This is a genomic window from Polaromonas sp. P1_F8 (assembly GCF_056405635.1).
Genome location: NZ_JBFUBS010000001.1, coordinates 1,493,106 through 1,505,551, shown reverse-complemented (window position 1 = coordinate 1,505,551; position 12,446 = coordinate 1,493,106). Strand labels below are relative to the sequence as shown.

Sequence of the window (12,446 nt, the reverse complement as noted above, 5' to 3'; positions counted from 1 at the left end):
CCTGGCCGATGCATGCCAGTATGGAAAGCTGCGGGACGTTGCTGGTGTTGAGTCCGGGACCAGAGAAGCCTTACAGTATGGGCTGGTCGCATGAGGAACCCGCATGTCCAACGGCAAAAATACACTACCATCCGGCGCCCTCGATAGAGCCCAGGTCGAGAACGCGATCGAAAAGGTCAACCGGCAGATCAAGATTCTGCGGGCCTTCAAAATATCGGTGACGCAAACCGGCTGGGATTCGAGCGTGGAGTCCCTGCAAAAGAAAGTCAACACCACCCTGGCCGACAGCTTTGGGGTGGGCACGCCCGAATACCGGCAGTTTGCCGTCGCGATACAGGATTTTCTGCTGGACAAGACTTTCGGCGACCGCTTCACGGAAGACGAACGCCAGCAAAAAGTCAGGCAGGGGATCGATCTGGCCATCATGCGTGTGAATGCGGCCAAGAAGCTGCTGAGCGACTACCTCAATGGCACTGCGGCGCCGATAGTTGAGCCGGTTGCGGAGGCGAAACCAGTGCCGCCGCCCCCACCAGCACCAGCACCGGAGCCGGAGCCGGAGCAGATTTCCACACCTTCACCTTCCATTCCACCGAGGATGCCCATGTCCAAGACCGATCTCCCTTCCTCTTCCGCCACCGCGCCGCAAGCCGTGTCCGGTACCCGCGTGGCTATCCTGGGCCTGGGCGGTGATGCCGTAGGCGATGCGTGCGAGTTCGTGGAGCAGCTGGGCCTGGAGGCGGCAATCCTCGACGCCGTCTCCATTGATCAGCTGGAGGGGCTGCGCAATGTGGCATTTTTGCTGCTCCTGCCGGGCAACAAGTCCGATGCGCCCGCGGCCATGCTGGCCATTGGATTCATGCTGGCCGCACTTGGCCGCAACCGCATAGCCTGCTTGCTGTCCGAAGACGACGCCTTGCCGGATGTCCTGAAGGGCGCCACAAGCATTTCGATCGACGAGGCAGGCCTGTGGCGGCTGCTGCTGGCACGTGAAATGAAGCGGGCAGGCGTGGAGGTGGATCTGAACCTTGCCATGTGAGTGGCGCCCCGGCGACATGAGTGGTGTCAGCGTGCCGTGGGTTTCGTTGCTGCATCGTCAGGCAGCATGGCAGCGTCTCTTTGCATCAAGGCACGGACCAGCCAGGCGAACCATGCACCGGCAATCGCCGCTGCAATCCAGACCAGCATCTGCCCCAGCCGGGCCTGGTCGTCCAGCAGGTAGGCGTTGCAGACCCGTACCGGCGAAGTTTCATACAGGTTGCCCACGACCGCCATCATCGGCAGCACATTGCCCAGAAAGAAACCCTGCACCAGCAGGCCCGCCGCTTGCCAGGACAGGCGCACGGCGGCGCCGCAGGCCAGCAGGGCCAGGCATTTCAGGATTTCGATGCGGCTGTCCACCAGCGCCAGGTCCAGTACGCGGGGGATCATCAGGATCGCGAGCATCATCGCGGCTGCAAACAAACCGCTGATGCCGTGGGCGTTCCACAGCCCCAGGCGTGCCAGCCAGCGTCCCGGCAGTGCTGCGGCGAGCAGATAGCCGGCGAGCGCCAGCAGGGGATACTGCACCAGCATATGAAGTGTCATGCTGGCTTCCAGCCCATGCCGCAGGCCGGGCAAGGCCAGCAGGCAAAGCAGGGCGACAGCCATAACCGCCAGGGTGCCGCGCGAGGGAGGCGCCAGCCTCTTCATGGCGGAGCCGCCTGCGCAAGGTGCTGCGCATAGTCGAGCGCGAGCTGCTGTTCCGCGTAGTCAAAAATGCGAACCAGCCGGCCTTTCTGATCGATGACCAGCAGCGCCGCGTTGTGTTCAAAATCGCCGCGGCCATCAGGAACCACCACGACCTGGAAATCGGCCAGCAGGCGCTGGGTGTCCCGCGGGTCCTGCACACGCACAAAGCGCCATAGCGCCGGGTCGGCGCTCAATCGCGCTGCATAGGCCTGCAGCACGGCGAGGCTGTCGTGACGCCCATCGAAGCTGATTGACAGCAGCTTGACCCTGCCGCCGCGCTCCTGCCTCGCCTGCAATATCTGCTGCATTTGCTGGAAGCTGCTGCCCATCGCCAGGCAGACGGTCTGGCAACGTGTGTAGATGAAATCCACCAGCGTGACGGACTGCCCGTCGGCGAGATGCTGCGACAGTGCCTGAGGGGCGATGCCGGGCCCATCGACGTTGACTGCGGGGGTTGCGACAGGTCGCAGCGCAACTTCGAGCCGACGGGCGCCCTCGGCGGTCCAGACCTGAAAGTCGTGCGTCAGCCACGCGGCAGCGGCATAACCTGCCAGGGCCAGCATGACGCTGAGCAGGGCGGTGCGAAGCATCAGGGCTGGCCCACCACGCTTGCTGCCCCTTCAGCTCAGGAGCTTTTGGCCGCCAGCGCCTTGAGCTCGGCGGCGCCGTTGAACGGTGTGGTGCGCGTGCCGGCCTTGCGTTCGGCTTCAAACAGCTCGGGCTTGATCGCACCCGCCTTGTTGGACCATTCGGCGCGGACGTAGCTTGCCACCGCGGCCAGTTCGGCATCGCTGAGCTGCGCGAACGCCGGCATGGCGCCCTTGAAGGTGTTGCCCATGACGGTGATCTCGCCCGTGACGCCGTGCAGCAGGATGTTGGCCACGGTGCGCTCGTCGCCGGTGACCCATTCGGAGCCGTCCAGCGGTGGAAACACCCCGGGCAGCCCTTTGCCGGTGGCCTGGTGGCAGGCCACGCAGTTGGCGGTGAACAGCTGTTTGCCGTTGGCCGCAGCGCCTGGTGCGGGGCCCGAGAGGTCCGCCAGGGTGCGCTTGTCCCCCAGGTCGGCGCGGCCGAAAGAGCCGGACAGCACGATGTAGCCCGCGCCCCACAGCACCAGGGCCAATGCCCCGACCAGGAAGATCAGCGGGATGGGCTGACTCTTTTCAGAGGGCTCCGCCTGTTCCCGCTCCTGGGCCCGGCTTTCAGATGTCTTGTCGTTCAACATGGGATGACCTTGTGTGGCTCAGGGCTTGGGGGCGGGTGGCAGCACCGGGTAGGTGTGGTTCAGGCCCTGCAGGTACTTGACCAGGTCCAGCGCCTGCGGCGAAGGCACGACCACCTGGCCGATGTTCGGCCCGTAGGCGGGTGGCAGGGCCAGCGGCTGCTCGCCCTCGCTTTCGGCGTCTTTGGCGTCCTTCACCGTGAAAAGATAGGGGTAGGACGGCATGATGGAGCCGGGCACATAGGCGCGCGGCTGGTACAGGTGGCCCAGGTGCCAGTCCTTGCTCGGCTGGCGCGCCCCGATGTTGAAGAGGTCCGGCCCGGTGCGCATGCTGCCCAGCAAATGCGGCCTGTCATAGAAATAATCGCCCGGCACCGAGGCCCGGCCCCAGCCGCGCTCCGCGTCGGGGCCGAAGTTCCGGTCACGCGGCTGCTGGCTGTGGCAATAAACGCAGCCATTGGCAATGTAGACCTCGCGCCCGCGGAGTTGGGCGCTGGTGTAGTTTTTCAGCTCCGGCGGCGGTTTGATGTCGCGTACCTGCATGTAGGGCATCACCACCAGGGCCGCCGTGGCGATGCCCAGGGCCACCATGGCGCCCGATGCCAGCTTGACTTCATTTTCCATGAGTGGCTCCCATTTCAGCGCTGCGTGCGTCGTTGGGCCAGAAGAGGGCGGCGCCCGCGCGGCCCGGCCCGAAGCGAAGCGCCATGGCCAGGAAATGGCCGACGAACACCAGATGGCTGAGTACCATCAGGCCGCCGCCCACGGATCGCCATTTCAGGTAGGGCAGGGTCAGCTCGACGGAAGCCATGAAGGGCTGGGCGGCATCCAGCATCGCCACACCTTGAAGCCAGCCGCCGATGGTGAGCCCGACAAAATATATCGTCACCCCGACAGCCGCCAGCCAGAAATGCAGGGTGATCAGTTTCGGGTACGGCCACTCCCAGTTCAGCACCCGGGGCATCATGAAATAGATGGCGCCGAACAGCACCATGGTGACGAAGGCATAGGCGCCCAGGTGCGCATGGGCCACCGTGAAATGGGTGAAGTGGGTGATCTGGTTGACGCTGCGCAGCGCCTCCAGCGAGCCCTGCAGCGATGAGGCCAGGTACATCAGCCCGCCGAACATCATGAAGCGCAGCGTCGGCGAATAACGCGCCAGGTGCATGCGCCCCTGCAGCGTGGCGCCCATGTTGATGCTGAAGGCGATCACCGGAATCACCATCATGACGCTCTGCACGATCGACAGTGTGATGAGCCAGCCGGGCACCGGGCCGCCGATGAGGTGGTGGCCGCCGACCTGCCCGTAGAAAAATGCCAGCGTCCAGAAGCCCAGCAGCGAGAGGTTGTAGGAGCGTATCGGCCGGCCGATGATTTTGGGCAGGAAGTAATAGATGGCGCCCACGCTCACGGGCGTGAACCACAGGCCCAGCACGTTGTGCCCATACCACCAGTTGGTGGTGGCCTGCTGCACGCCGGTGTGCACGCCGGGCATCTTGCCAACCAGGAAGAGCAGGGCAATCCACAGCAGCGCGGCCGTCATGTACCAGACGCTGACGTACAGGTGCGAGACCTTGCGGTTGACCAGCGTGAACAGCACCGGCAGGATGACGAGGGCAAAGCCGGCGAACATGAAGATCGCGATCTGCCATGGAATTTCCAGGTATTCCATGCCGTCGTTCCAGCCGGTCGCGATGGCGCCTATGCCGCCGGCGATGCCCATGTTGATGAGCGCCCCGCCCAGCATGACCCAGATGGCGCCGTAGAGCCGGGTGCGCAGCAGCCGCGGCAGCAGCCACACGATCATTCCCAGCGCCGCATTGGTGATCCAGCCGTAGAGCACGCCGGTCAGGTGCACGGTGCGTATCCGGCCGAAGGTCAGCCAGGCATAGTCGGTGAGCCAGTCGGGCTCATGCAGCTTGATGGACGACACCAGCCCCGCCATCGAGCCCACGATGAGCCACAGGCAGGCAAAGGTGATGAACATGAACACCGGAAACGCGGTGGAGCGGTCGGACGTGATGCGGTCCAGCAGTTCGGCGGCATCGGCGGCGTGTGTCTTGATGCCGCCTTCCTTCACTACCTTCTGCATTGACGCCTGTGCCGCGTCCTGTAGCGCGGGGTCGTCGACCTGGCCGATCTCGCCGTGCGCGAAGATGACGGAAGCCGCGACAGGGTTTTCTTGCAGCAGACCTTTGCGCAGCGACCAGATGAAGACAAAGAGTCCGATGATGGACAACAGGAAAGCACCCAGAAGGCTGAGGGCGGCGCTGTCCATCATGCAGCTCCCGCAGCCAACGCGCGCGGCATCGTCGGGTTCTCATTGCCCGCGCTCCGGGTTTCCAGAAAAAGCGGTGTCAGCCATCTGAACGACTGAGCCGGTCCGCCGCTTGTGCATGGTGCAACTGTCATGATTTCTCCGGTGTGAAAACCCGCAGACGCCATCTGCTGCCTGGCGCCGGGCGGGTGGGGCCGCGAGAACTTGCCGCAGGTGTTCCATACTACGCCTTTGATGGCTGCCAGCCTGGACGCCAGGCTGTATTCCAGTCATCTGCTACTGTTTTTATAGCTGCTTGCGCCCGTCTATATTGGTTTGCAGCCTGAATCAATGTATTGATATGGCTTAAGACAGGCCTCATCAAGCCGTGTTAGCCTCGCGGCCATGTTGAACCGCATCCCCTCTTTCCTGCGCCACGTCGGCCCAGGCGTTGTCACCGGCGCTGCCGATGACGACCCTTCCGGCATCGCTACCTACACGCAGGCGGGGGCGCAGTTCGGCACCGGGCTGCTGTGGACGGTGTTTTTGTCACTGCCCTTCATGATCGCCATCCAGCTGGTCAGCGCCCGCATAGGTCGTGTCACCGGCAAGGGTGTGGCGGCCAACCTGCGCGAGCACACGCCGCGGGCTTTCCTGATGAGCATGGTGTTTTTGCTGGTCATTGCCAACACCATCAACATCGCCGCCGACATTGCCGCCATGGGCGAGGCGCTGCAGCTGGCTGTGGGCGGCGGCGACCACTTTCATGCGGTGGCCTTCGGCATCATCACCGTACTGCTGCAGGTGTTTGTGCCTTACCGCAAGCTCGCACCCATTTTGAAATGGCTCACGCTCTTTCTCTTTGCCTATGTGATCGCCGTGTTCCTGGTGCAGGTGCAGTGGGCCCAGGTGCTGCATGACCTGGTCGTTCCCAAACTGCAATGGACCTCGGGCTACTGGATGATGATCGTCGCGCTGCTGGGCACCACGATTTCGCCTTACCTGTTTTTCTGGCAGGCCTCGCAGGAGGTCGAAGAGCTGCGCTTGAAGGGCGGCGTGCTGGGCGCTGAAAAGAAGATCCGCCGCGACCTTCGCCGCGTCAAGCGCGACACCTACATCGGCATGTTTTTCTCTAATGCCATCGCCTTTTTCATCATGGTGTTGGGCGGTGCGGTGCTGTATGCGGCCGGTATCCATGATGTGACATCAGCCGCGCAGGCGGCGCAGGCTTTGCGGCCACTGGCCGGCGATTTTGCCTTTGCGCTGTTCGCCGGCGGCATCATCGCCACCGGCCTGCTGGCCGTGCCGGTGCTGGCCTCGTCGGCCGCCTACGCCGTGGCCGAGGCCTTCGGCTGGCCCGAAGGCCTGGAGCGCCACTGGTACGAGGCCAAACGCTTTTACGCCATCATTGTCATCGCCACCATCGTAGGCACGGGCATGGACTTCACCAGCATAGACCCGATGAAAGCGCTTTACTGGAGTGCCGTGATCAACGGCGTGGTGGCCGTGCCCATCATGGCCGGCCTGATGCTGCTGGCCGGCCGGAAATCGGTCATGGGCAATTTCACCTCGGGCCTGAAGACCACGTGGTTCGGCTGGGGCGGTGTGGTGGTGATGGGCTTTGCGGTGGCGATGATGTTGCTGGATCTGATCCGCCCCTTGTTCTAGGCTTCCCGGCGACGAACCCACAAACGCTGCGGCCCCGCGCCCTGCCCGGCGAGCTGGTCATACGGGTTGCGCAGCCGGCATTTGTCAATCGACAGGCAGCCGCAGCCTATGCAGTCGTCCAGGGTGTCGCGCAGTTTTTTGAGCTGGGCCATGCGCTCGTCCAGGTCGGCGCGCCAGGCTGCCGACAGTCGGGCCCAGTCCGCGCGGCTGGGGGCCGCCTTCGCGGGCAGGGTGGCCAGGGCTGCCTCGATGTCGGCCAGCGCAATGCCCACCCGCTGCGCCACACGCACAAAAGCCACGCGTCGCAGCATCTCGCGTGCGTAGCGACGCTGGTTGCCTTCGGTGCGGGTGCTGCTGATCAGCCCCTTGGTTTCATAAAAATGCAGGGTGGACACCGCCACGCCGCTGCGGCGTGCCATGTCGCCGACCGAGAGTGTGGGAAAGATGCCGGCCTGTTCCAGTTCCGTGCCCATGGATTTCCTTGAAAAAATGCTTGACCTAAACTTTACTTGAGGTTTCAGACTCCTCATTTTCAGGCCAATCCGGCCCGCTTATTTCAAAGGAGTTGTTTTCATGTCCAGCGATTTATCAAGCCCCGCTTCCGCCTCCGTGTTCCGCGTCGACAAATTCGTCGTGCCCTCGCAATCGATCTCCGCTTTTGTCGAGCGCATTCACCAGGTCCAGCGCATGCTGGGCGAGCAGCCCGGCTGCCTGCAAAAACATGTGCTGACCCAGACGGGCGACAGCAGCGAGTTCGATGTGGTGACCGTGGTCGAGTGGGCCAATGCCGATGCGGTGGCCGCCGCCCAGACCGTCATGCAAAAGCAGCTCGCCAGCGAGGGCTTTGATATTCAGGCCTTCAGGAAGAAGCTGGGCGTGCGCGGCGACTCGGGGATGTACCGGGAGGCTTGAGCGTCAGGCCGGGTTCTGCCGTAAATGGAATACTGCGGCAACCTGGAGATCGAGGGCCGGTAGGCCTGTGAACGCCGCTATCGGGTATCGCGCTTACCGCGTACCCCTGTTAATCTCCGATAGGATGGCTGTTGTCGCCATCAGCGCGACTACAAATATCGGGGCCATAAGCATGCAGAACGAAAACAGCCAACCGTCGGAAGAAGAGGGCCCACCGGCCATCGCCCTTGTCTTTGCCGGCTTTCTCCTGATCGTCCTGGAGATATTTATGTTGGCATCAGGCGTGGCCGGGTGCTGGGGCGGGTGCAGCCTCGACGTCATCCCCAAAATTGTTTTTCTGTTTTTCCTTGCTGGAGCAGGGCTATGGATGACCTATCTGGTTTTCTCGGCGGGCAGCATCGTTGCCATGCTGTTTATCATTCCCACGAGTCTGGTATCGGGCGGCAGCATGTTGCTGGTCCTCTGGTTGTTCGCTGCCTCGGCAATCAGCCTGGTTGTGAAGGTCTTCAGCTAGGCGCGATGCAGGCGGCCGGGAAGGGTCAGGCTCTCTGCACCCGCCCCAATCCGACCTGCCGATTACCGGCGCCCAAGAGCGCTCAGCACATTCTCAGCCGTCGCCGGAGCGGTCAGCACCACGCGTTCATCCCCGGCCTTCACCGCGCCCACCGCATCGCGCAAAGCCTCATACACACTGATCGCCAGCATCAGCGGCGGTTCGCCCACGGCCTTGCTGCCGAAGACGTTGTCTTCGCGGTTGGGCTCGGGCCACAGATCGATCTTGAAATGCTCGGGTACATCGCCGGTCGCAGGAATCTTGTAGGTGCTGGGCGCGTGCGTGGTCAAAAGGCCCTTGTCGTTCCACACCAGCTGCTCGGTGGTGAGCCAGCCCATGCCCTGCACAAAACCGCCTTCGATCTGGCCGATGTCGATGGCCGGGTTGATGCTGGTGCCCACGTCATGCAGGATGTCGACTTTCAGCACGCGGCTTTCGCCCGTCAGGGTGTCGATGGCGACTTCGGTGCAGGCTGCGCCATAGGCGAAGTAGTAGAAAGGCCGGCCGGTCAGCGTGGCCTTGTCGTAATGGATTTTCGGCGTGCGGTAAAAGCCGTCGCTCCACAGCTGGATGCGGTTGGCGTAGGCCAGCTTCACGACTTCGGTGAACGGCCGTGCGCCAGTGGGTGTGATGACCTCGCCGCCCTCAAAACGAACAGCACCCGCGCCGCAGCGGTCCAGCCCCGCGACAAACTGCGCCAGGTTGTCGCGCACATTGCGCGCTGCGTACTGCGCGGCGCGCGCGTTCAGGTCGGTGCCGGCTGAGGCTGCGGTGGCTGAGGCGTTCGGAATCTTGCTGGTGTCGCTGGCCGTGGCCAGCACCTGCGCAAACGGCACGCCCAGTTCGTCGGCCACGATCTGCGCGACCTTGGTGTTCAGCCCCTGGCCCATCTCGGTGCCGCCGTGGTTCACCTGCACGCTGCCGTCGGTGTACACATGCACCAACGCGCCGGCCTGGTTGAAGAGGGTGGCGGTAAACGAAATGCCGAACTTCACGGGTGTGATGGCGATGCCGCGCTTGATGACCGGGCTTTGAGTGTTCCAGGCAGAAATTTTCTGACGGCGTTGTGAATAAAGCGCGGACAGCTCCAGTTTTGATAGCAGCGGCTCAAGAATGTTGTCCTCGACCTTCATCTGGTAGTGGGTGACGTCACGCTCGCCGATGCCGTAGAGGTTGCGTTTGCGCACGGCCAGCGGGTCCAGGCCCAGCGCGCGCGCGATGTCGCCCATGATGGCTTCAATCACGATCATGCCCTGCGGACCGCCAAAGCCGCGGAAGGCGGTGTTGCTTTGCGTGTTGGTCTTGCAGCGGTAGGACGCTATCTCCACGTCCTCCAGAAAGTAAGCGTTGTCGGCGTGGAAAACCGCGCGGTCGGCCACCGGGCCCGACAGGTCGGCGCTGAAGCCGCAGTTCACCGCCATCATGAGCTTGAGGCCGCTGAGCCGGCCGGTCTCGTCAAAACCCACGTCGTATTCATATGCAAACGGGTGGCGTTTTCCGGTGACCATGAAGTCGTCGTCGCGGTCCAGCCGCAGCTTGACGGGGCAATGCAGCTTGTGGGCAGCGATGGCGGCCCAGACGGCCATCTGGCCTGACTGCGTTTCCTTGCCGCCAAAGCCGCCGCCCATGCGCCGGCATTCGACGCGCACTGCGTGGTTGGCAATGCCCAGTGCGTGCGACACCCAGTGCTGGATCTCGCCGGGATGCTGGGTGCTCGAGTAAACCAGCCATTGCTGCTGTTCCTGCGGCACCACGTAGGCGACCTGGCCTTCGAGGTAGAAATGCTCCTGGCCGCCCACTTCGAGTGTGCCGTGCAGCGTGTGCGCGGCTTTCTTCAGGGCGTGCGCTGCATCGCCGCGTTTCACGAAGACCGGCGGCAGCACGTAACTTTCGGCCTTGAGCGCGTCGTGCACGGTCAACAGTGCGGGCAGAGGCTCGATATTGCACACCACTTTTCGCGCCGCCCGGCGGGCCTGCATGGCGGTGTCAGCCACCACCACGCCGATCACCTGGCCGATGTGCTGCACTGTGCCCTGCGCAAACACCGGCTCGTCGTGCGAGAAATTGCCCAGCACCGGGTCGCCCGGAATGTCGCGCGCCAGTATCACATCGCGCACGCCCGGCATGGCCAGCGCTGCGGCGGTGTCAATGCCCAGCAGCCTGCCGTGCGCCACGGTCGACAAAATGGGCGCCGCATGCAGCGTGCCGCGCACTTCCGGAATGTCGTCGACATAAGTGGCGGCACCGGCGACTTGCGCGCGGGCGCTTTCATGGGGTGTGGAGCGGCCGGCTGCCTGTGTGCCTGCTGGCTTTTGGGCCAGCGATGCTTTTTCCGCAAGGTCCGAGAGGGGCATCTCGCCAGCGTGAGCATTGGCGGCACGCACGTCCGGGTCGGCCACCGCATCGCGGCTGACGGAGATGTCTTTCGCGGCGTTCATGCGGCTTCCTCCAGCCGGAAGCTGGCCAGGTTGATCTGCTGCAGGCCCTGACTTTCCAGCCAGTAACGCTGCAGCAGGTTGCCCAGCACCTGGCTGCGGTAGGCGGCGGAAGCGCGCATGTCTGAAATTGGCGAGAACTCGGCACGCAGCGTTGCGATGGCGTGCCGTACGATGGCCTGCGTCCAGGGTTGGCCCCTCAGCGCCGCCTCCGTCTGGATGGCGCGCACCGGCGTGGCTGCCACACCGCCCGCACCGATGGAAGCAGCGACCACGGTGTTGTTTTCAATCCGCAGGTTGATCGCCAGACAGACGGCGGAAATGTCGTCGTCGTAGCGCTTCGAGATTTTGTAAACCTTCATCGCCTCCAGCGGTTGCGGCCTGGGCACCTTGACCCAGGCCAGTACTTCGTCGGGCGCCATCAGGTTCTTGCGGTAGCCGGTGTAAAGCGCTTCCAGCGGCATTTCGCGGTGGCCGCGCACGCTCATCAGCACGATGTTGGCCCCCAGCGCAATCAGCAAGGGCATGGAGTCGCCGATCGGCGAGCCGTTCGCGATGTTGCCGCCCAGCGTGCCGGAATTGCGTACCGGCAGCCCGGCAAAACGGGCCGCGAAGTTGTGCAGCTGCGGCCGGTCTTTCACCAGCGCTGCGTAGGCGTCGGCCAGAGTCACGGCGGCGCCTATGGCGACGTGCTGCGGGTAGTCTTCAATCCGGCGCAATTCCCGCACCCGGGTGACATCCAGCACTTCGCCAAACTGCATGTGCTGCTTGGTCACCCACAAACCCACGTCTGTGCAGCCGGCCACCAGCTGGGCATGGGGGTGGGCAGCGCGGGCCTGCAGCAAGCCTTTCAGTGTGGTGGGTGATTTGTAAGCCAAATCGGCCTGCAGCCCAAGAGGGGCGGGCGCAAGCAGCTTCAGTTTTTGTAGCAAACCAGCTTCGTCGACTCGCACCGGAGGCAGGCTTCCCATGGTCTGCGCGGCCTCCAGGATGGGCCGGTAGCCGGTGCAGCGGCAGAGGTTGCCCGAGAGTTCTTCCTGTGCGAGCTCCCGCGTGACAGGCTCGCCCTTGCAGACATGGTTCTGGTACATGCCGAACAGGCTCATCACAAAGCCGGGCGTGCAGAAACCGCATTGGCTACCGTGTTTGTCGACCATGGCCTGCTGGGCAGGATGTAGCGCTGGTTCAACCCCTTCTCCCTCGCCAGCAGGGGCCGCGGAACCGGCTTTGCCGGGCCGCAGGCGCAGCGCCCCTGAGGGGCTGGAGCCCGCGGCTTCAAGCCTGCCTGCGCAGGCTTGGACGGGCGACAGAGGCGAAGCGTCTCGCGAGCCGCGGCCTGCAAGGCCTCGCGCATTACACGAAGCCGAAGGCGAAGTGAGAAGCGTGGGGGCAATATCTTCCACGGTCCAGACGGCCAATCCGTCTATCGAATGCGCAAGCCGAATGCAGCTGTTGATGGCGCGGTATTCGACCTTGCCACCAGCCGCTTCCCCCAGCACCACGGTGCAGGCGCCGCAGTCGCCTTCGCCACAACCCTCCTTGGTGCCGGTGCAGGCCAGGTCCTCGCGCAGCAGCTCCAGCAGGGTGCGGCTGGGTGGTACATTGCTGACGGAAACAACTTCACCCCGCCTGACGAAGCGGATGGGTCTGGAAAAAGATGGGACAGCCATG

At 63.7% G+C, this 12,446-nt stretch carries 12 protein-coding genes; 4 read left to right on the top strand and 8 right to left on the bottom strand.

Annotated elements, in window-relative coordinates; genetic code table 11:
• Window positions 1–103 precede the first annotated feature (103 nt).
• Window positions 104–1,036 (top strand): hypothetical protein, encoded by a 933-nt coding sequence (locus AC1D1J_RS07140; RefSeq protein ID WP_477694259.1) that lies wholly within the window; start codon window positions 104–106, stop codon window positions 1,034–1,036.
• Between the two features lie 26 nt (window positions 1,037–1,062).
• Here the strand turns inward: AC1D1J_RS07140 and AC1D1J_RS07135 are convergent, their stop codons facing one another.
• Genes AC1D1J_RS07135 through AC1D1J_RS07115 form a run of 5 tightly spaced genes read right to left on the bottom strand, consistent with a single transcriptional unit; the run spans window position 1,063 to window position 5,228 of the window.
• On the bottom strand, window positions 1,063–1,689 hold the full coding sequence (locus tag AC1D1J_RS07135; protein WP_477694258.1) for a hypothetical protein: 627 nt from the start codon (window positions 1,687–1,689) through the stop codon (window positions 1,063–1,065).
• Window positions 1,686–2,318, bottom strand: coding sequence for an SCO family protein (locus AC1D1J_RS07130; protein WP_477694257.1), 633 nt, complete (start codon window positions 2,316–2,318; stop codon window positions 1,686–1,688). The genes AC1D1J_RS07135 and AC1D1J_RS07130 overlap by 4 nt, the downstream gene beginning before the upstream one ends.
• 35 nt (window positions 2,319–2,353) lie before the next feature.
• Entirely contained in the window at window positions 2,354–2,953 is a 600-nt protein-coding gene (locus AC1D1J_RS07125; RefSeq protein ID WP_477689171.1) for a c-type cytochrome, read from the bottom strand.
• A gap of 18 nt (window positions 2,954–2,971) precedes the next feature.
• Window positions 2,972–3,574: a cbb3-type cytochrome c oxidase subunit II gene (locus AC1D1J_RS07120; RefSeq protein ID WP_457279844.1), complete on the bottom strand. Its 603-nt coding sequence runs from the start codon at window positions 3,572–3,574 to the stop codon at window positions 2,972–2,974.
• Complete coding sequence (locus AC1D1J_RS07115) at window positions 3,564–5,228, bottom strand: cbb3-type cytochrome c oxidase subunit I (RefSeq protein ID WP_477694256.1); 1,665 nt, start codon at window positions 5,226–5,228, stop codon at window positions 3,564–3,566. Before AC1D1J_RS07115 ends, AC1D1J_RS07120 begins: the two co-directional genes overlap by 11 nt.
• 384 nt (window positions 5,229–5,612) lie before the next feature.
• On the opposite strand from AC1D1J_RS07115, the gene AC1D1J_RS07110 reads away from it, so the two are divergent.
• The gene (locus tag AC1D1J_RS07110) at window positions 5,613–6,875 is read left to right on the top strand and encodes an Nramp family divalent metal transporter (protein ID WP_477668127.1); all 1,263 of its coding nucleotides are present in this window, start codon (window positions 5,613–5,615) and stop codon (window positions 6,873–6,875) included.
• Here AC1D1J_RS07110 and soxR read toward each other — a convergent pair.
• Entirely contained in the window at window positions 6,872–7,348 is a 477-nt protein-coding gene (soxR, locus tag AC1D1J_RS07105) for a redox-sensitive transcriptional activator SoxR (protein WP_477694255.1), read from the bottom strand. The two genes, AC1D1J_RS07110 and soxR, sit on opposite strands and share 4 nt — an antisense overlap.
• A 100-nt stretch (window positions 7,349–7,448) precedes the next feature.
• Between soxR and AC1D1J_RS07100 the strand changes: the two genes are divergently transcribed.
• Together AC1D1J_RS07100 and AC1D1J_RS07095 are read left to right on the top strand one after the other, a co-directional pair.
• Window positions 7,449–7,787 carry an antibiotic biosynthesis monooxygenase gene (locus AC1D1J_RS07100; RefSeq protein ID WP_477665506.1) on the top strand — a complete coding sequence of 113 codons (339 nt, stop codon included), beginning with the start codon at window positions 7,449–7,451 and terminating at the stop codon, window positions 7,785–7,787.
• Window positions 7,788–7,959: 172 nt separating this feature from the next.
• Window positions 7,960–8,301 (top strand): hypothetical protein, encoded by a 342-nt coding sequence (locus AC1D1J_RS07095; protein ID WP_477668125.1) that lies wholly within the window; start codon window positions 7,960–7,962, stop codon window positions 8,299–8,301.
• A 62-nt stretch (window positions 8,302–8,363) separates the two neighbouring features.
• Here the strand turns inward: AC1D1J_RS07095 and xdhB are convergent, their stop codons facing one another.
• Window positions 8,364–10,778, bottom strand: coding sequence for a xanthine dehydrogenase molybdopterin binding subunit (xdhB, locus tag AC1D1J_RS07090; protein ID WP_477694254.1), 2,415 nt, complete (start codon window positions 10,776–10,778; stop codon window positions 8,364–8,366).
• Window positions 10,775–12,445 (bottom strand): xanthine dehydrogenase small subunit, encoded by a 1,671-nt coding sequence (locus tag AC1D1J_RS07085; RefSeq protein ID WP_477694253.1) that lies wholly within the window; start codon window positions 12,443–12,445, stop codon window positions 10,775–10,777. Before AC1D1J_RS07085 ends, xdhB begins: the two co-directional genes overlap by 4 nt.
• Window position 12,446: the final 1 nt, after the last annotated feature.

Excerpts from the sequence above, each read along its gene's own strand:
- AC1D1J_RS07140 (WP_477694259.1), top strand. The coding sequence starts at position 104 with ATGTCCAACGGCAAAAATACACTACCATCCGGCGCCCTCGATAGAGCC.
- AC1D1J_RS07135 (WP_477694258.1), bottom strand. The coding sequence starts at position 1,689 with ATGAAGAGGCTGGCGCCTCCCTCGCGCGGCACCCTGGCGGTTATGGCT.
- AC1D1J_RS07130 (WP_477694257.1), bottom strand. The coding sequence starts at position 2,318 with ATGCTTCGCACCGCCCTGCTCAGCGTCATGCTGGCCCTGGCAGGTTAT.
- AC1D1J_RS07125 (WP_477689171.1), bottom strand. The coding sequence starts at position 2,953 with ATGTTGAACGACAAGACATCTGAAAGCCGGGCCCAGGAGCGGGAACAG.
- AC1D1J_RS07120 (WP_457279844.1), bottom strand. The coding sequence starts at position 3,574 with ATGGAAAATGAAGTCAAGCTGGCATCGGGCGCCATGGTGGCCCTGGGC.
- AC1D1J_RS07115 (WP_477694256.1), bottom strand. The coding sequence starts at position 5,228 with ATGGACAGCGCCGCCCTCAGCCTTCTGGGTGCTTTCCTGTTGTCCATC.
- AC1D1J_RS07110 (WP_477668127.1), top strand. The coding sequence starts at position 5,613 with ATGTTGAACCGCATCCCCTCTTTCCTGCGCCACGTCGGCCCAGGCGTT.
- soxR (WP_477694255.1), bottom strand. The coding sequence starts at position 7,348 with ATGGGCACGGAACTGGAACAGGCCGGCATCTTTCCCACACTCTCGGTC.
- AC1D1J_RS07100 (WP_477665506.1), top strand. The coding sequence starts at position 7,449 with ATGTCCAGCGATTTATCAAGCCCCGCTTCCGCCTCCGTGTTCCGCGTC.
- AC1D1J_RS07095 (WP_477668125.1), top strand. The coding sequence starts at position 7,960 with ATGCAGAACGAAAACAGCCAACCGTCGGAAGAAGAGGGCCCACCGGCC.
- xdhB (WP_477694254.1), bottom strand. The coding sequence starts at position 10,778 with ATGAACGCCGCGAAAGACATCTCCGTCAGCCGCGATGCGGTGGCCGAC.
- AC1D1J_RS07085 (WP_477694253.1), bottom strand. The coding sequence starts at position 12,445 with ATGGCTGTCCCATCTTTTTCCAGACCCATCCGCTTCGTCAGGCGGGGT.